Annotated in this window: 16 protein-coding genes; 5 read left to right on the forward strand and 11 right to left on the reverse strand. The window is 64.5% G+C overall.

Annotation, left to right across the window (positions count from 1 at the left end; genetic code table 11):
- Positions 1–29: 29 nt before the first annotated feature.
- The gene (locus tag QJT82_RS03245; protein WP_028342139.1) at positions 30–1,565 is read left to right on the forward strand and encodes a DEAD/DEAH box helicase; all 1,536 of its coding nucleotides are present in this window, start codon (positions 30–32) and stop codon (positions 1,563–1,565) included.
- Positions 1,566–1,882: 317 nt separating this feature from the next.
- Entirely contained in the window at positions 1,883–2,950 is a 1,068-nt protein-coding gene (locus tag QJT82_RS03250) for a GGDEF domain-containing protein (RefSeq protein WP_028342140.1), read from the forward strand.
- Between the two features lie 117 nt (positions 2,951–3,067).
- Here the strand turns inward: QJT82_RS03250 and QJT82_RS03255 are convergent, their stop codons facing one another.
- The 8 genes from QJT82_RS03255 to QJT82_RS03290 all read right to left on the reverse strand — a co-directional run bounded on the left by QJT82_RS03255 (position 3,068) and on the right by QJT82_RS03290 (position 10,702).
- A complete protein-coding gene (locus QJT82_RS03255) occupies positions 3,068–3,550 on the reverse strand; it encodes a TfoX/Sxy family protein (protein WP_028342141.1) in 483 nt (160 codons plus the stop codon).
- Positions 3,551–3,727: 177 nt separating this feature from the next.
- The gene (gene sufA / locus QJT82_RS03260) at positions 3,728–4,117 is read right to left on the reverse strand and encodes a Fe-S cluster assembly scaffold SufA (RefSeq protein ID WP_264641923.1); all 390 of its coding nucleotides are present in this window, start codon (positions 4,115–4,117) and stop codon (positions 3,728–3,730) included.
- A 74-nt stretch (positions 4,118–4,191) separates the two neighbouring features.
- The gene (locus QJT82_RS03265) at positions 4,192–4,563 is read right to left on the reverse strand and encodes an SUF system Fe-S cluster assembly protein (protein WP_028342143.1); all 372 of its coding nucleotides are present in this window, start codon (positions 4,561–4,563) and stop codon (positions 4,192–4,194) included.
- Positions 4,560–5,801: a cysteine desulfurase gene (locus QJT82_RS03270; protein ID WP_028342144.1), complete on the reverse strand. Its 1,242-nt coding sequence runs from the start codon at positions 5,799–5,801 to the stop codon at positions 4,560–4,562. The genes QJT82_RS03265 and QJT82_RS03270 overlap by 4 nt, the downstream gene beginning before the upstream one ends.
- A 2-nt stretch (positions 5,802–5,803) precedes the next feature.
- Positions 5,804–7,126, reverse strand: a complete 1,323-nt coding sequence (gene sufD, locus QJT82_RS03275; RefSeq protein ID WP_028342145.1) for a Fe-S cluster assembly protein SufD — start codon at positions 7,124–7,126, stop codon at positions 5,804–5,806.
- Between the two features lie 17 nt (positions 7,127–7,143).
- Positions 7,144–7,896, reverse strand: a complete 753-nt coding sequence (sufC, locus tag QJT82_RS03280) for a Fe-S cluster assembly ATPase SufC (RefSeq protein ID WP_028342146.1) — start codon at positions 7,894–7,896, stop codon at positions 7,144–7,146.
- Positions 7,897–7,953: 57 nt separating this feature from the next.
- Entirely contained in the window at positions 7,954–9,450 is a 1,497-nt protein-coding gene (gene sufB, locus QJT82_RS03285; protein WP_038380064.1) for a Fe-S cluster assembly protein SufB, read from the reverse strand.
- A gap of 94 nt (positions 9,451–9,544) precedes the next feature.
- A complete protein-coding gene (locus QJT82_RS03290; RefSeq protein WP_028344969.1) occupies positions 9,545–10,702 on the reverse strand; it encodes a cysteine desulfurase family protein in 1,158 nt (385 codons plus the stop codon).
- 461 nt (positions 10,703–11,163) lie between these two features.
- Between QJT82_RS03290 and QJT82_RS03295 the strand changes: the two genes are divergently transcribed.
- Entirely contained in the window at positions 11,164–11,811 is a 648-nt protein-coding gene (locus QJT82_RS03295; RefSeq protein ID WP_016843213.1) for an alpha/beta hydrolase, read from the forward strand.
- A gap of 221 nt (positions 11,812–12,032) precedes the next feature.
- Here the strand turns inward: QJT82_RS03295 and QJT82_RS03300 are convergent, their stop codons facing one another.
- From QJT82_RS03300 to QJT82_RS03310, 3 genes are all read right to left on the reverse strand, one after another.
- A complete protein-coding gene (locus QJT82_RS03300) occupies positions 12,033–12,362 on the reverse strand; it encodes a multidrug efflux SMR transporter (RefSeq protein ID WP_028344968.1) in 330 nt (109 codons plus the stop codon).
- Between the two features lie 3 nt (positions 12,363–12,365).
- Positions 12,366–13,043 (reverse strand): glutathione S-transferase family protein, encoded by a 678-nt coding sequence (locus QJT82_RS03305; RefSeq protein WP_028344967.1) that lies wholly within the window; start codon positions 13,041–13,043, stop codon positions 12,366–12,368.
- Positions 13,044–13,125: 82 nt separating this feature from the next.
- On the reverse strand, positions 13,126–14,229 hold the full coding sequence (locus QJT82_RS03310; protein WP_028344966.1) for an anhydro-N-acetylmuramic acid kinase: 1,104 nt from the start codon (positions 14,227–14,229) through the stop codon (positions 13,126–13,128).
- A gap of 151 nt (positions 14,230–14,380) precedes the next feature.
- Between QJT82_RS03310 and tyrS the strand changes: the two genes are divergently transcribed.
- Positions 14,381–15,634 carry a tyrosine--tRNA ligase gene (tyrS, locus tag QJT82_RS03315; protein ID WP_028344965.1) on the forward strand — a complete coding sequence of 418 codons (1,254 nt, stop codon included), beginning with the start codon at positions 14,381–14,383 and terminating at the stop codon, positions 15,632–15,634.
- 113 nt (positions 15,635–15,747) lie between these two features.
- Complete coding sequence (locus QJT82_RS03320; RefSeq protein WP_028344964.1) at positions 15,748–16,998, forward strand: MFS transporter; 1,251 nt, start codon at positions 15,748–15,750, stop codon at positions 16,996–16,998.
- Positions 16,999–17,380 lie beyond the last annotated feature (382 nt).

Below are 17,380 nucleotides of genomic sequence, written 5' to 3' on the forward strand. Positions count from 1 at the left end.
GCCGAACGGCGGTTTCGACCAGAGGCTCAATGTCTTTTTCCAATCTAGGCCTGTCCGATAAGGTCCTCGCCGCAGTTGCGGCCACCGGTTACACCACCCCCACTCCCATCCAGGAACAGGCAATCCCGCACGTCCTCGCCCGGCGCGACGTCCTCGGCATTGCCCAGACCGGCACCGGCAAGACCGCTGCCTTCGTTCTCCCGATGCTCACTCTGCTCGAGAAGGGCCGCGCCCGGGCACGGATGCCCCGCACCCTGATCCTCGAGCCGACCCGCGAGCTTGCCGCGCAGGTGAAGGAGCAGTTCGACAAATACGGCGCCGGTCAGAAATTGAACGTGGCGCTGCTGATCGGCGGTGTCTCGTTCGGCGACCAGGACTCCAAGCTGATGCGCGGCGTCGACGTCCTGATCGCAACGCCCGGCCGCCTGCTCGACCACACCGAACGCGGCGGATTGCTGCTCACCGGCGTCGAGCTGCTGGTGATCGACGAAGCCGACCGCATGCTCGACATGGGTTTCATTCCCGACATCGAACGCATCTGCAAGCTCGTCCCCTTTACGCGGCAAACCCTGTTCTTCACCGCGACGATGCCCCCGGAGATCAGCCGCATCACCGAGGCCTTCCTGCACAATCCGGCCCGGATCGAAGTTTCCAAACCCGCGACCACCGCCGTCACCGTCACGCAATTGCAGGTCCCGGCCGGTCGCGAAGCGCATGACAAGCGCGAGATCCTCCGCCGCCTGCTGCGCGACGCCAAGGATCTCAACAACGCGATTATCTTCTGCAATCGCAAGCGCGAAGTCGCCGTCCTTCACAAATCACTCCAGAAGCACGGCTTCAGTGTCGGCGCCCTGCACGGTGATATGGATCAATCCGCCCGCACCGCGGCCCTCGATCAATTCCGCAAGGGCGAGATTCCGCTGCTCGTCGCCTCCGACGTCGCCGCGCGCGGTCTCGACATTCCCGCGGTGAGCCACGTCTTCAATTTCGACGTCCCGCACCACCCGGACGATTACGTCCACCGCATTGGCCGTACCGGCCGCGCCGGACGCACCGGCACCGCGATCTCCATCGTCACCTCGCTCGATAGCAAATCGATGACTGCGATCGAGAAGCTGATCGGCCAGCCGATCCCGCGCGCCGAGGGCGACTACACAGTTCACAGCGAGGGCTCCGACGAGGACGCCGCGCCGCGCCGCTCGCGCAGCCGCGAAGGTTCGCGCGACGGCGCCCGTGGCGGCCGCAAGCCGCGACGTGAACGCGAGCCGCGTGACGGTGAGCGCGAGCCGCGTCACGGTGAACGCGAAGCGCGTCACGGTGAACGCGAGCCGCGTCACGGTGAACGCGAAGCGCGTCGCGAGCGGGAGCCCCGCGAAGAGCGCGCAGCGAAGCCGGAGCGCGAACCGCGCCACGGCCGCAATTCGGCTCCGCAGGCCGCTCCGTCGCACGTGCCGTCGATCGGGCGTGCCGAGCCACGGCGGCCGCAGCGCGAGGTGGACCACGAGCCCGCCGATCATTCGCACCTACCCGCCTTCCTGCTGCGACCTGTGCGCGCACGCGCGTAAGGTCTGCTCCGATGCCGCCGCGCCAGCGGCGGTAGTCCAGCCAATCTCTGTTGCCGCCCACGACCGGCGCACACGTCGATTTCCCGGCGTTTGAAGCAAATGCGCGCAGTTTTCGCATCGCAATGCGGGCAAACGAAAAGCGTCCGAAAGTGCCGCTCAAGACGGACAAGCATCGGGCGCGCCGCATGGTCGTCGCAACCGGCTTCCCCGTAGTTCCACTATTTACCTTGCCTTCACTCTCGTCCCGTACCCTCGCCCCAATAGTTTAGTCATTGCTGCCGGGCTTAATCGGCATTGCGTGCATTGAGGGCGTGACAGTGGTCAAGCTGCTGGACGAACACGAACGTACGTTGGCCTTTGCCGAAGTCGCACTTGGCCAGATCCGCTCGCTTCGCCAGACCGCAGTCCCCCGCAACTACGAAATCTGGTACGTCTACGCGACCGGATACAACGCGCCGCTCAATAAGGTCATCAACGAGACGCTGGCGCGCAGCGGCAAGCTCTCTGAATCCGATCTCGAGCAGATCTACGAGACCTACCTTTCGCACATCAAGACCTCGGACCGCATCGACAAGGTCGGCGCGCGCGTCATCGGCGAGATCGACGCCGTCATGAAGCTGATCACCGACGCACTCGGCGTGTCCGCGACCTATGACGCCAGCCTCGTCGGCGCCAGCGACAAGCTTGCGAGCGCGACCACCCGCGATCACATCAAGGCAATCGTCGATAGCCTGGCAAAATCGACGCGCGAGATGCGCGAGACCAATCAGGCATTGGAGAACCGGCTCGCGCTGTCGAAGTCGGAGATCAGCGACCTGCAACACAGCCTCGAGGCGATCCGCGCCGAGAGCCTGACCGATCCGCTCACCGGCCTCGGCAACCGGAAATATTTCGACCGCTCGATCGACATGGCGGTGCAGGCCGCGCTCGCCAGCGGCGAACCGCTGTCGCTCCTGATGTTCGACATCGACCACTTCAAGTCGTTCAACGACTCCTACGGCCATCTCACCGGCGACCAGGTGCTGCGGCTGGTGGCGCAGTCGCTGAAGCAGAACATCAAGGGCCAGGACATCACCGCCCGCTATGGCGGCGAGGAATTCGCCGTGGTGCTGCCCAACACGGCGCTGCGGCAGGCGCTGACGGTCGCCGACCACATCCGCCGCGCCGTGATGGCCAAGGAGCTGAAGAAGAAGTCGACCGGCGAGATCCTCGGCCGTGTCACGATCTCGGTCGGCGTCTCCATGCTGAAGCCGTCCGACGATACCGACTCGCTGATCGAGCGCGCCGACGCTTGCCTCTATGCCGCCAAGCGCGCCGGCCGCAACCGCGTGATCTGCGAGGCCGATCCGGAATACAGCACCGAGATCCAGACCCGCGTGGCGTGATCTCCCTCACTTCCTCCACCGTCATTGCGAGCGAAGCGAAGCAATCCACCGCAACCGCATATGCGGAATCATGGATTGCTTCGCTTCGCTCGCAATGACGTGGATGGATTGGCTGCCTCAGGATGAGGAGCGCTTCCTTGCCGATCGCTTCTTCTTCGCCGACGGCCCCTTCGCAACCGCCTTTCTGGCAGCTGCTTTCTTGCCAGTAGCCTTCCTTGCAGCAGCCTTCTTCTCAGGCACCTTCGACTTTCGCGCGGCCGCTCGTTTCCTCGGCCGCTTGCGCAACGCGGCACGCTGGGCGGCGCCGAGCGCCGACCGTGCCCAGACAGCGAGTTCTTCCGAATCATCGAACAGCCGTGCCGGCAGCTGCCAGTAGGAGTTCACCGTCACCGTCTTGGAACGCGTCTGATACTGGAACGGCCCGGAGCCTTCCGCCTCGAATTGCGGGATGGTCTCCTCGTCGGCACGGAAGTAGAGCCCGGCGCGCAGCGCGAGCGCGAAATTGGTGCCGTCAGCCGAGATACCGTAGCCGGAGAACATCCGGCGCAGCGTCACCGGGCCGAAGTCGGCGAACAGGTCGGTGAGGAATTCGCGGTCCATGTGCCAATCGCCCCCGTCTGTCGCCTCATGGTAAGGAGCGCGTCTCCATCCACGTCATTGCGAGCGTAGCGAAGCAATCCATCGCGCAACAAGCGGAAACATGGATTGCTTCGCTACGCTCGCAATGACGGGCAACACAGGTGCCGATCACACGACAATCGATATGCGGACGTCTCTCTAGACCGTGGCCGGCTTGAGCTGCACCGATTCGCCGCAACCGCACGCGGAGATCTGGTTCGGGTTGTTGAACACGAACTGGGCCTGCATCTTGTCGGCCACATAGTCCATCTCGGTTCCAAGCAGGAACAGCACGGCCTTCGGATCGACCAGGATCTTCACGCCCTTGTCCTCGACCACTTCGTCGGTCGGGCGGATCTCGTGGACGTATTCGACGGTATAGGACTGTCCGGCGCAGCCGCCATTCTTGATGCCGACGCGCAGCCCGACGATCTCGGAATCGGCGCGCTTGGTCAGCTCGGTGATCCGCTCCGCCGCGGCATCGGTCAACTTCATGACCTGCGGGCGGGGCCGCTTCGGCTTGGCTGGGGTTGGTGAAGCTTGCGTCATGTCACTCATGTGGTCAGTCCCAGCGGCAAATCAATTGCCGTTCTTCTTGAGCCTAAGTCCAATCCCCTAACGCATCACCACATATTGAGGACGAGGCGCGCCTCGTCCGACATCCGGTCCGGCGTCCAGGCCGGATCCCAGACCAGATTGACGTTGACGACGCCGACACCGGGAACGCTGGCAACCGCGTTCTCCACCATCTGCGGCAATTCGCCCGCGGCCGGGCAGTTCGGCGTGGTCAGGGTCATCAGGATATCGACCGAGCGATCGTCCTTGAGATCGACCTTGTAGATCAGGCCGAGCTCGTAGATGTCGGCCGGGATTTCCGGATCGAACACCGTCTTCAGCGCCGCGACGATCTCGCCGCTCATGCGCTCGGTCTCCTCCGCCGGCAGCGCCGAGGTGGTTTCCATGGTGGCCGTCTTGACTTCGGCTGTATCGGTCATGCGAACAATTCCCGCGCCTTGATCAGCGCCTGCGCCAGATGGTCGACTTCTTCCCTTGTATTATACATCCCGAAGGATGCGCGGCAGGTGGCCGTGACGTTGAACCGCTCTAAAAGCGGCATCACGCAATGCGTGCCGGCGCGCACCGCAATGCCCTGACGATCGATCACGGTCGCGACATCGTGGGGATGCGCGCCCTTCATCTCGAACGAGATCACCGGTCCCTTGTTGCGGGCGGTTCCGATCACGCGCAGCGAGTTGATCTCGCGCAGGCGATCCTGCGCGTAGGTGAGCAGCTCATGCTCGTGCGCGGCGATGCGTTCCTTGCCGATCGAATTGACGTAGTCGATCGCAGCGCCCAGCCCGATCGCCTCGACGATCGGCGGCGTGCCGGCCTCGAATTTGTGTGGCGGATCGCCATAGGTGACCCAGTCCTTGGCCACCTCACGGATCATCTCGCCGCCACCGTTGAACGGCCGCATCGCCACCAGATGCTCGTGCTTGGCATAGAGCGCGCCGATGCCGGTCGGTCCGTACACCTTGTGTCCGGTGAAGGCGTAAAAATCACAATCGAGGTCCTGGACGTCGATCGGCAGGTGCACCGCGCCTTGCGCGCCATCGACCAGCACCGGGATGCCGCGGGCGTGCGCCAGCCGGATCACGTCCTTGACCGGAACCAGCGTGCCGAGCGCGTTCGACATCTGGGTGATCGCGACGATCTTGGTGCGCGGGGTCAGGAGCTTCTCGAACTCCTCGATCAGGAAGTTGCCCTCGTCGTCGACCGGCGCCCACTTGATCACGGCACCGTGGCGTTCCCTGAGGAAGTGCCACGGCACGATGTTGGAGTGGTGCTCCATAATCGAGAGGACGATCTCGTCGCCCTCCTTGATGTTTTCCCCGCCCCAGGACGACGCCACCAGATTGATCGCCTCGGTGACGTTGCGGGTGAAGACGATCTCTTCACTGCGGCGGGCGTTGATGAACTTCGCGACCTTGCCGCGGGCGCCCTCATAGGCCTCGGTCGCGGCATTGGCGAGGTAATGCAGGCCGCGATGCACGTTGGCGTATTCGCTCTTGTAGGCCTCGGTCATGCGGTCGAGCACCGCATTCGGCTTCTGCGCCGAGGCCGCGTTGTCGAGATAGACCAGCGGCTTGCCGTAGATCTGCATGGCGAGCGCCGGGAAATCCTGCCGTACCAGCGCGACATCGTAACTGCCGTTGGCGACCGCCTTGTGCATGCTTACGCCCTCGCCTGAAGCCAGCGCTGCGCGGTGGCAATTGCGACCTCGCGCAACGTGTCGCTCGCGATGGACTCGATCGCCTCGCCGACGAAGGCCTGGATCAGGAGCGCCTGCGCTTCCTTCTCGGGCAGCCCGCGGGCGCGCATGTAGAACAGCAGGCTCTCGTCGAGCGCGCCGGTGGTCGCACCGTGACCGCAGGTGACGTCGTCGGCGAAGATCTCGAGCTCCGGCTTGTTGTCGGCTTCCGCGTCGTCGGACAGCAGCAGCGCGCGGGTCATCATCTTGGCGTCGGTCTTCTGGGCGTCCGGACGGACGATGATGCGGCCCTGGAACACCGAATGGGCGCGGTCGTCGACGACGGCACGGAAGATCTCGCGGCTCGCGCAGCGCGGCACCGCGTGGTCCATGAACAGCGTGGTATCAGCGTGCTGCGTGCCGTTGATCAGATTGACGCCGTTGGTCTCGACCGTCGAGCCCTCGCCGGCGCAGGTGATCGTCAGCTGATAGCGGCTGACATGACCGCCTGAGGTCAGGCCGAACGTGTTGAAATGGGCGTGCGCGCCGAGCGACACCGTCGCCGAGGAAATATTGAAGGCATCGACGCTGTCTTCGACCAGGCGCACGTGATCGAGCCGTGCGTTGTCACCGATCGCAACAACCAGTCCGTCATGGGTCTGGTAGGCCTTGGCGCCGTCGGCGGCGAGATAGCTCTCCACCAGCGTCACGCTGGTATCGCGGCCGAGCCGGAGCAACGACCGCGTGAATGTCGAGGCCGGCGCGGTGCCGGATGCGACATGTACGATATGCAGCGGCTGGGTCAGCACCGCGCCGTTGGCGACGTCGATGACGACCCCGTCGGTCGCCATCGCGCCGTTCAGCGCGATCATGGGGTTGGCGACATCGGACGCGAGAGCCTGCGTCGCGACGATCTCGTCGCCGGCTTCCAGCGCGAGGCGCAGAGGATTGATCGAGAGCCCCTTCTCCAGATCCTGCCAATCGGAAAGATCAGGCGCGAACGCGCCGTCGACCAGCACCAGACGCCGGACGCCTTCGATCGCGTGGGCCTCTACGACGGCCCTGGCGCGGCCCAGCGCGGCATCATCCGGGGACGCCGCGAGCGGCAGCACTTCGCGCATCAGCGCGCGCAGGTCGGTGTATTTCCAGTCCTCAATCCGGCGATGCGGCAGGCCTGATCGTTCATAAGCCTCGAAGGCCTGGCGCCGCTGGTCGGCGATCTTGCCCTCACCCGGTAGACGGTCGCGCACCACGGCGAATGCATCGCCCAGCGCGCGCCCGGTCTCGGTCTTTGCAACAACGTTCATCACAAAACCCGCGTTTGTCAGGCAGCGTCTTCGAACTGCGTGTAACCGGACTCTTCCAGCTCCAGCGCCAGCTCCTTGCCGCCGCTCTTCACCACCCGGCCCTTCGACATCACGTGCACGAAGTCGGGCACGATGTAGTTGAGCAGCCGCTGATAGTGAGTGATCACGACCATCGCGCGCTCCGGCGAGCGCAGCGCGTTGACGCCGTCGGCCGCGATCCGCAGCGCGTCGATGTCGAGGCCGGAATCCATTTCGTCGAGGATGCAGACAGCCGGCTCGAACAGCGCCATCTGCAGAATCTCGTTGCGCTTCTTCTCGCCGCCGGAAAAGCCGACATTGACGCCGCGCTTCAGCATGTCCTGCGGGATGTTCAGCGACTTGGCGACCTCGCGGACCTTCTTGAGGAAGGCCGGCGACGAGATCTCGTCCTCGCCGCGCGCCTTGCGCTGGGCGTTGAGCGCCGCATGCAGGAAATTCCATGTGGTCACGCCGGGGATCTCGACCGGATACTGGAACGCCAGGAACACACCCTTGGCGGCGCGCTCATTGGGCTCCATCTCGAGCAGGTCCTCGCCCCTGAACAGGATCTGCCCGCCGGTGACTTCATAGCCCGGCTTGCCGGCGATGACGTGGGAGAGCGTCGATTTGCCGGAGCCGTTCGGCCCCATGATCGCGTGCACCTCGCCCGGGTTCACCGTGAGCGACAGCCCGTGGAGGATCTCACGCTCCTCGACACGAACCTGCAGATCTTTCACTTCAAGCAGAGACATCTGATTTTTCCTGAGCATCACCCCGAGGCGCGTCGGCCGCGCCGTTAGCGGGATGGATTAGCCAACCGAACCTTCAAGGCTGATCGAGATCAGCTTCTGCGCTTCCACCGCGAACTCCATCGGCAGTTGCTGCAGCACGTCCTTCACGAAACCGTTGACGACGAGGCCGACGGCTTCTTCCTGCGAGAGCCCGCGCTGGATGCAGTAGAACAGCACGTCCTCGGAAATCTTCGACGTCGTTGCTTCATGCTCGAACGTCGCCGAGGAATTCTTGGCCTCGACATAGGGCACGGTGTGCGCGCCGCATTTGTCGCCGATCAGAAGCGAGTCGCAGGCGGTGTAGTTGCGCGCGCCGGTGGCCTTGCGATGGGCGCTGACGAGACCGCGATAGGTGTTCTGCGACTTGCCGGCGGCGATGCCCTTGGAGATGATCCGGCTCGACGTGTTCTTGCCGAGATGGATCATCTTGGTGCCGCTATCGACCTGCTGGAAACCGTTCGAGATCGCGATCGAGTAGAACTCGCCGCTCGAATTGTCGCCGCGCAGGATGCAGCTCGGATATTTCCAGGTGATCGCCGAGCCGGTCTCGACCTGGGTCCAGGAGATCTTGGAGTTCCTGCCGCGGCAGTCGCCACGCTTGGTGACGAAATTGTAGATGCCGCCCTTGCCTTCAGAATTGCCCGGGTACCAGTTCTGCACTGTCGAATATTTGATCTCGGCATCGTCGAGCGTGACGAGCTCGACCACGGCGGCGTGCAGCTGGTTCTCGTCGCGCTGCGGCGCGGTGCAGCCCTCGAGATAGGAGACGTAGGAGCCCTTGTCGGCGATGATCAGCGTGCGCTCGAACTGGCCGGTGTTGCGCTCATTGATGCGGAAATAGGTCGACAGCTCCATCGGGCAGCGCACGCCCGGCGGCACGTAGACGAACGAGCCGTCGGAGAACACAGCCGAATTCAATGTCGCGAAGTAATTGTCCGAGGTCGGCACCACGGTGCCGAGATATTTCTGCACCAGCTCGGGATGCTCGCGGATCGCCTCCGAGATCGGCATGAAGATCACGCCGGCCGCCTTCAGCTCCTTCTGGAAGGTGGTCGCGACCGAGACCGAGTCGAACACGGCATCGACCGCGATCTTGCGGTTCGGCGTCTGCTCGCCACCGGGCGGCGGCTCGACGCCCTCGAGGATCGCGACCTCGCGCAAGGGGATGCCGAGCTTCTCGTAGGTCTTGAGGATTTCCGGATCGATCTCGTCGATCGAGGACAGCGTCTTCTTCGGCTTCGGCGCCGCGTAGTAGTAGATGTCCTGGTAGTCGATCTTCGGATAGTCGACGCGCGCCCAGGTCGGCTCGGTCATGGTCAGCCAGCGGCGATACGCCTCCAGGCGCCATTCCAGCATCCAGGCCGGTTCATTCTTCTTTGCGGAGATGAAGCGGACGGTGTCTTCCGACAGCCCCTTCGGGGCCTTGTCGGACTCGATCAGCGTCTCAAACCCATATCGATACTGGTCGACGTCGATGCGCCGGACGCGCTCGACCGTCTCTTGTACAGCAGGCATTCAATCCTCCGCTCGCGGTTTCAAGGACCGCGGTGGATATCAAGTTCCGAAAATCTCGTACGATGCTTTGTTGACGAAATCCGCTTAGAACAGTTCAAGCTGTGTTTCGTCGTTCCCCCTTAACTAAGGTATCGGCGAGCTTTCGCCAAGCCTTGAGGGTCAAATCCACGTCTGTCTCCGTGGTAGACCAGCCAAGACTGAGCCGCACCGCTCCCTGGGACACCTCCGAACGGTATTCCATTGCCTCTAGCACGTGGGAAGGCTGGACCTTGCCCGACGAACAGGCGGAACCGGACGACACCGCGATTCCCCCAAGGTCGAACCCGATGACCGCCGTCTCGGCCTTCATTCCGGGCGCCGTGAACAGGACGGTATTGGGCAACCGCTTGACGTCATCGGAGAAGACCAGCACGTCCGGCGTCTGCCGCAGCCCGTGCTCGAGCCGGTCGCGCAGTCCCCTGACGCGGGCCGCATCAGGCTTCAGCGCCGCCATCGCGGCCTTGGCGGCCGCACCGAACCCGGCGATGCCGGCGATGTTCTCGGTCCCTGCCCGCCGCCCGAGCTCCTGCCCGCCGCCGCGCAGAAACGCCCCCAGGCCCTCGACGCCCTCGGCGAGCACCAGCGCGCCTGCGCCCTTCGGTCCGCCGATCTTGTGCGCCGACAGCGTCACCAGGTCGGCCTGCGTCGAGGCGAGATCGAACGGGATCTTGCCGAACGCCTGGATCGCGTCGACGTGCAGCAGCCCGCCAGCCGCATGGACGATTGCGGCGACGTCAGCCACCGGCTGAATGGCACCGGTCTCGTTGTTCGCCAGCATCACCGAGACCAGAGCCGGCGGACCGTCGGCCAGCAGTGCGCGCAGATGGTCGAGATCGATCACACCGGCGCGCGTGACATGGATTGCGGCGGTCGCCTCCGTCGCAAACCGACCGCCCGCGAGCACGGACGCATGCTCGATCGCCGACACCAGGAGCCGCTGCACCGGCGCGCCCGCAGCCCTGTGCAATCCCGGCGTCAGTGCGAGCGCATTGGCTTCGGTCCCGCCGGAGAGAAACACCACGTCCTGCGGCCGGCCGCCGACCGCCTTCGCCACAGCATTGCGGGCTTCCTCAAGCAGCCGTCGCGCCCGCCGTCCCTCGCTGTGCACCGAGGACGGGTTGCCGATCAATTCCCACGCCGCAGCCATCGCCGCCTTCGCCTCCTGGCGAAGCGGCGTGGTGGCATTCCAGTCGAGATAGACGCGATCGGCCATGAAACCATCCGCGGCAACCACCGTGGTTGCGGCCTTCACTGCGACATAACGACAGTTGACGACCGAGACCAGATCAGACGTCACCGGCACGGGAGATTTTTCACGCGCGGCAGGAGCCTCGCGCCGCTGCCAGACACGGCGTTCGCGGTCCCCCGAGCGCGATAGCATTATGACAGACTGAAACTTCAGGTAGCCTTCGAAGCAATCCGGCGTGTCGTTCCGGATCGCCGCCGCCGCGTCGGCAACGTGCGCAACGCGACGCGGATTCGCGACCGCCAAGCGGCACAATTTCCTTGATTTTTGCCCCTTGCGTCATGCTAGAAGGCCTCCAGCGTGCCGCGCGGCGGTGCCTGCGCCGATTTCATCACGAGCTGCTCTGTTCGCGAACCGTCGCTGAAGATGGCTCCAACCGGTTGATTGATCGACGTCAATCAAGGGAACGCGGCAATCAAGGGAACACAATGCCTGAAGTCATTTTCACCGGCCCTGCTGGCCGCCTCGAGGGCCGCTACCACCCGGCCAAGCAGAAGAACGCGCCGATTGCGATGATCCTGCATCCGCATCCGCAGTTCCACGGCACGATGAACCACCAGATCGTCTACCAGTGCTACTACGCGTTCGCGCATCGCGGCTTCTCGGTGCTGCGCTTCAACTTCCGTGGCGTCGGCCGCAGCCAGGGCTCGTTCGATCACGGCACCGGCGAATTGTCCGACGCCGCGAGCGCGCTCGACTGGGCGCAGGCGATCAATCCGGAGGCGCGCGCCTGCTGGGTTGCGGGCTTCTCGTTCGGCGCATGGATCGGCATGCAGCTTCTGATGCGCCGGCCGGAGGTCGAGGGATTCATCTCGATCGCGCCGCCCGCCAATCTCTACGACTTCTCGTTCCTCGCGCCCTGCCCGTCGTCGGGCCTGATCGTGCACGGCGACAAGGATGCCGTGGTGCCGCCCAAGGACGTCAACACGCTCGTCGAGAAGCTGAAGACGCAGAAGGGCATCGTGATCGACCAGCAGGTCATCCCCGGCGCCAACCACTTCTTCGACGGCAAGCTCGAGCCGCTGATGGAGACGGTGACCGGCTATCTCGACATGCGTCTCGCCAACGTGCGCTGACGTTGCGCTCCTGTAGCCCGGATGAAGCGCAGCGAAATCCGGGACCACTCTCACCGCGGATAAGAGCCCCGGATTGCGCGGAGCCTGTCATCGGGCGCGCGTTCGCGCGACCCGTTGACTCCATCCGGGCCACGGATTCCAGGTAGCCCGCATGAGCGAAGCGACATGCGGGCGCGGCCGACAAGAACCCGGATATCGCTGCGCTCATCCGGGCTACAGATTCATTCCGGCGCCAGCTTCAGCGCGGCAATCCCGATCAGCACCAGCGCAATCCCCGCGACCTTCATCGGGTTGAGCGCCTCGTTGAACAGCAGCACGCCCATGGCCAGCGTGCCGGCCGCGCCGATGCCGGTCCACACCGTGTAGGCGACGCCGACGCCGAGCACCTGCAGCGCGCGTCCGAGCAGGAACACGAACGCGGCGAGCAGCAGCAGCGAGACCAGCGTCCAGCCGAGCCGCGTATAGCCTTCGGCATATTTCATCGAAATCGCCCAGCCGACGTCCAGCAGGCCGGCGACGATGAGCGCGATCCAGGCAACCGAGTGCGACATGGCTTACGCGGCAAGCTTCAGCATATGCGCGCGGTGGCCGACCAGGAACGCGTGCAACAGCGCCGGATAGTCCGGCGACACCGCACTGCGCACGCTCGGCCGCTGTGCCAGCGCGCTGCGCCAGGCGCGAAGTTTTGGCGTGTGCGTGAAAACAGCGAGATCGGTCAGCTGGTCGAACAAATCGAAATAGCGGAAGATCGGCGCGAACACCGCATCCACCAGACTGAAATTCTGGCCGGCGAAGAACGGGCCGGCACCGAGCGCCGCCTCGACGCGCGCGAATTTCGCCGCGACCGCCTGCCGCTTGCTCTCGAAGGCCGCGGCATCTGTCGCAGTCTCGAGCCCCCAGAGATCGCCGAGAATGGCCGAGCCGAACTCCATCCAGGCGCGATGTTCGGCGCGGACAAGAGGATCCTGTGGGTGCAGCTTCGCCCCCGCTTGCGTCTCCTCGATGTACTCGCAGATCACATTGCTCTCGAACAGCGCGACCTCCTTGCCGTCGTCGCGCGTCACCACCAGCACCGGCACCTTGCCGAGCGGCGAAATCTTCAGGAACCAGTCCGGCTTGTTGGCGAGATCGATGTCGATCCGCTCGAACGGCACGCCCTTCTCACGCAGCGCGATCACCGCGCGTTGCACATAGGGGCAGAGCTTGTGGCTGATCAGTTTCAGGGCGGCCATGACGAACCTCGCGTTCAATGCAACTGCATCGAATTAAATGCAACGGCATGGAACTGTCAAGGTAGATGCATTTGCATCTAAATCACGGTCGCGCGATGATACCCCCGGTCATCGGGATCGGCACCCCCGTGGTGGCGGGGTAGCTCAGCGGCAGGCCCTTCATGCCGCGCGCGGCAAGGAAGCCGAACGCCTGCGCCTCGATCGCATCCGCCGCCCAGCCGAGCGCCTCGGCCGGCTCGACGGTCGCCGGCGCCAGCCGCTCGCGCAGCATCCGCATCATCGTGAGGTTGGAGGCGCCACCGCCGCAGATGATCCAGCTCTTCGGCCGTTTCGGCAGCAGCGGCACGACGCGAGCGATTGCCGCGGCAGTGAAGGCGGTCAGCGTCGCGGCGCCATCGGCCGGCGCCACGGCGCCGAGCTTGAGGCTCGCGAAGTCGTTGCGGTCGAGCGATTTCGGCGGCGGCAGCGCAAAGAACGGCAGCTTCAACGCCTGTGCGATCCAGGCCTCGTCCGGTTTGCCCAGCGCGGCGAACTTGCCGGCGGTGTCGAACGGCTGATGCATCTGACGGAACATGAAGTCGTCGAGCAGCGCATTGCCCGGCCCGGTGTCGCAGGCGATCAGCGTGTCCGTGCCGTCGATATAGGTGATGTTGGAGACGCCGCCGATATTGACCACGACGATCGGCCCCTCGCGGTTCAGCGATTGCGCCAGCGCGCGGTGGTAGACCGGCACGAACGGCGCGCCCTGCCCGCCGGCCTCGACGTCGGCGGCGCGGAAATCGTGCATCACCGGAATGTGGATCACCTTGGCGAGCGCCAGGGCATCGCCGATCTGCACGGTCAGCCTCCGCTCGGGGCGGTGCAGCACGGTCTGACCATGGAACCCGACGATGTCGATGTCCTGGGCCGAGATCCGGTGCTGGGCCGTGAAGCTGGCGACCGCCTCGGCATGGGCCGTGGTGACGGCCTGCTCGGCCTGCCGCAAAATCCCCGGCCGGGCGTCGCGCCGCGACAGATGGACCGCCTCCGTCAGCGCCTGGCGCAGCAGGCTGCGCTCGCCTTCGGTATAAGGCCGATAGCCCGTGGGCCCGAAGGCCTTGATCTGGCGGCCGTCGGTCTCGATCAATGCCACGTCGACCCCGTCGAGCGAGGTACCGCTCATCAGACCGAGTGCCGTTAACATCATGTTGGAAGCGCCCCAGCCGGGAACCCCCGGCTTGTCTCAAACAAGTACATCCTATAATGCCACTGCGCGTTCGCCTGCGGCAGCCTCAGCGCCAAGGTTCCGCAAATTGATGCAAAAACCGTAAAAACAGAACGAGCTGGCTGGCCGACAAATGACTGCATTTAAATCGGATTTCCTGAACACTTTACAGGAACGCGGCTTCGTCCACCAGTGCTCCGATTTCGAGGGCCTCGACGCGCTTGCCGCGAAGGGCGAGGCGACAGCCTATGTCGGCTATGACTGCACCGCACCGTCGCTGCACATCGGCAACTTCCTCACCATGATGATGCTGTACTGGCTGCAGCAGAGCGGCAACAAGCCGATCACGCTGATGGGCGGCGGCACCACGATGGTCGGCGACCCCTCCGGCAAGGACGAGACGCGCGCGATGCGCACGGTTGCGGAGATCGAAGCCAACAAGGCCTCGATCCGCGGCGTGTTCGCCAAGGTGCTGCGCTACGGCAACGGGCCTTCCGACGCCATCATGCTCGACAATGCCGAGTGGCTGACCAAATTGAACTGGATCGAGATGCTGCGCGACATCGGCCGGCACTTCTCGGTCAACCGCATGCTGACCATGGACTCGGTGCGGCTCCGGCTCGAACGCGAGCAGGAGATGAGCTTCATCGAGTTCAACTACATGGTCTGCCAGGCCTACGACTTCGTCGAGCTGTCGCGCCGCGCCGGCTGCCGGCTGCAGATGGGCGGCTCAGACCAGTGGGGCAATATCGTCAACGGCGTCGATCTCGGCCGCCGCATGGGCACGCCGCAACTGTTTGCGCTGACCACGCCGCTGCTCACCACCGCCTCCGGCGACAAGATGGGCAAGACCGCCAAGGGCGCGGTGTGGCTCAACGCCGACCAGTTCTCGCCCTACGATTTCTGGCAGTACTGGCGCAATGTCGAGGACGCCGACGTCGTCAAGTTCCTCAAGCTGTTCACCATCCTGCCGATGAGCGAGATCAGCAAGCTTGCGGCGCTGGCCGGCGGCGAGATTAACGAGGCCAAGAAGGTGCTGGCGACGGAAGCGACCGCCCTGCTCCATGGCCGCGATGCAGCGAACGAAGCCGCCGAGACCGCGCGCCGCACCTTCGAGGAAGGTGCGCTGGCCGAAACCTTGCCGACGGTGGAAATTCCGCGCGGCGAATTTGAAGCCGGCGTCGGCGTGCTCGTCGCCTTCGTTAAGGCCGAGCTCGTCGCTTCCAACGGCGAAGCGCGCCGGCAGATCAAGGGCGGCGGCCTGCGCGTCAACGATGCTGCCGTGACCGACGAGAAGATGTTGCTGACTTCGGCCAATCTCACGCCGGAAGGCGTGGTGAAACTGTCGCTCGGCAAGAAGCGCCACGTCCTGCTGAAGCCTGCATAGGCGCATTCGCATTTGTCGGTTGCAGGGAGTGCGGAAAGCGCGCTCCCTGCCTGAGCGCGATCAGCAAAAGCGGACTTCCGGTTTTACGTCCGATCGCGCTCGAAAAGAATGCGATGGACCAGCAGACCACGCCTCCGAACGACACGCTTGCAACGCCGGCGAAGCAGTCCCGCGTCGCGCTGAACGTGCTCGCGCTCTGCTTCGTGCTGTCGGTGCTTGGGCGCGGCCTTAGCGACAGCTTCACCGTTTTCCTGAAACCGATCTCGGAAAATTTCGGCTGGGACCGCGCCTCTGTAGTGTCGGTCTACTCGCTGACCTGGCTCGCCAGCGGCCTGACCGCGCCGCTGGTCGGACGCCTGTTTGACCGCTCGGGTCCGCGCGTGGTCTATGCGCTGGGCCTGTCGCTGCTCGGTTGCGCATTCCTCGTTGCTTCACGCGCGCAAGAGCTCTGGCAATTCCAGCTCAGCGTCGGACTCTGCGTCGGTTTCGGCACCGCGCTGATCGGCAATGTGTCGAATTCGATCCTGCTCGGCCGCTGGTTCGGACCACGCCTGCCGACCGCGATGGCCGTGATGTATTCGGCGACCGGCGCCGGCCTCTTGCTGCTGTTGCCGCTGTCGCAGGTCTTGATCGACCGGATCGGCTGGCGCGAGGCCTATCAGGTGTTCGGCATCGGCGCGCTCTGCCTGCTTGTTCCGCTGGTCTTTCTGCCGTGGCGGCTGCTCGCCGGCGGATCGCCGCATATCGTCAGGAAGGCGGAAAGCAGCTTGGCCGACGAAGGCTGGACGCTGCTCAGCGCGATGCGCCACCACGCCTTCTGGGCGCTGTTCTCCACCTTCTTCTTCACCGCGATCGCGATGTACGCGCTGACCGCCCAGATCGTCGCCTATTTGATCGATGTCGGCTTCCCGCCGCTACAGGCAGCAACCGCCTGGGGCTTCTCCGGCGTCGCGCTGTTCGTCGGCATGCTCGGCGTGTCCACCCTCGACGGCATCATCGGCCGCCGGCCCTCGGTATTGTTCAGCTACGGCGTCTCGATCCTCGGCATCATTCTGCTCTGGCTGCTGCAGTGGTATCCGAACTACTGGCTGCTGACCGGCTTCATCATCTGCTTCGGCAGCATGATCGGCTCGCGCGGCCCGCTGATCACCGCGACCGCGCTGAAGATCTTCCGTGGCGAGCGCGTCGGCACGATCTACGGCACGATCATGATCGGCAGCGGCCTCGGCTCCGGCCTTGGCTCATGGGGCGGCGGCCTGATCCACGACTGGACCCACAGCTACAATCCGCTGATCGTCTTCGCGCTGGTCAATGTGGTGCTCGGCCTGATCCCGTTCCTGGTGGTGCCGGCGCTGCGGCGGTGAGTTCGTGACCTGCACGTCCGCTTACCCCGCGAAGGCGACGTGGAATCCAACATGAACGCCTGCCGGCCTTGGGCCAGCGCCTTGGGCCAACAGGCGACATTCGCGAAATGAAACAGGCCGCCAACTGCAGCGGCCCAAGTCGATGACTCCAATTCCTTGATTGCGAGGACCGGCTCGAGCGGCCTTGGAAGCCCCGGAAGTCGTCCTCTAGTCCGGTACTGCTAGTCGCAGCGACGGACCCTCCGGACCGATCCGTCGTCACGCTCGATCGTGACGGTGCGGCATCCGCGATATCCGCGATCATATCCGTAGGCGCGATAAGCGGGTCGATCGTAATCTCGGTAGTAACGGGGCTCCGGGCCCACTCTTACGCCGCCGAGCG

It is taken from the genome of Bradyrhizobium sp. Mp19, assembly GCF_029952935.1.
Lineage (GTDB): Bacteria > Pseudomonadota > Alphaproteobacteria > Rhizobiales > Xanthobacteraceae > Bradyrhizobium > Bradyrhizobium elkanii.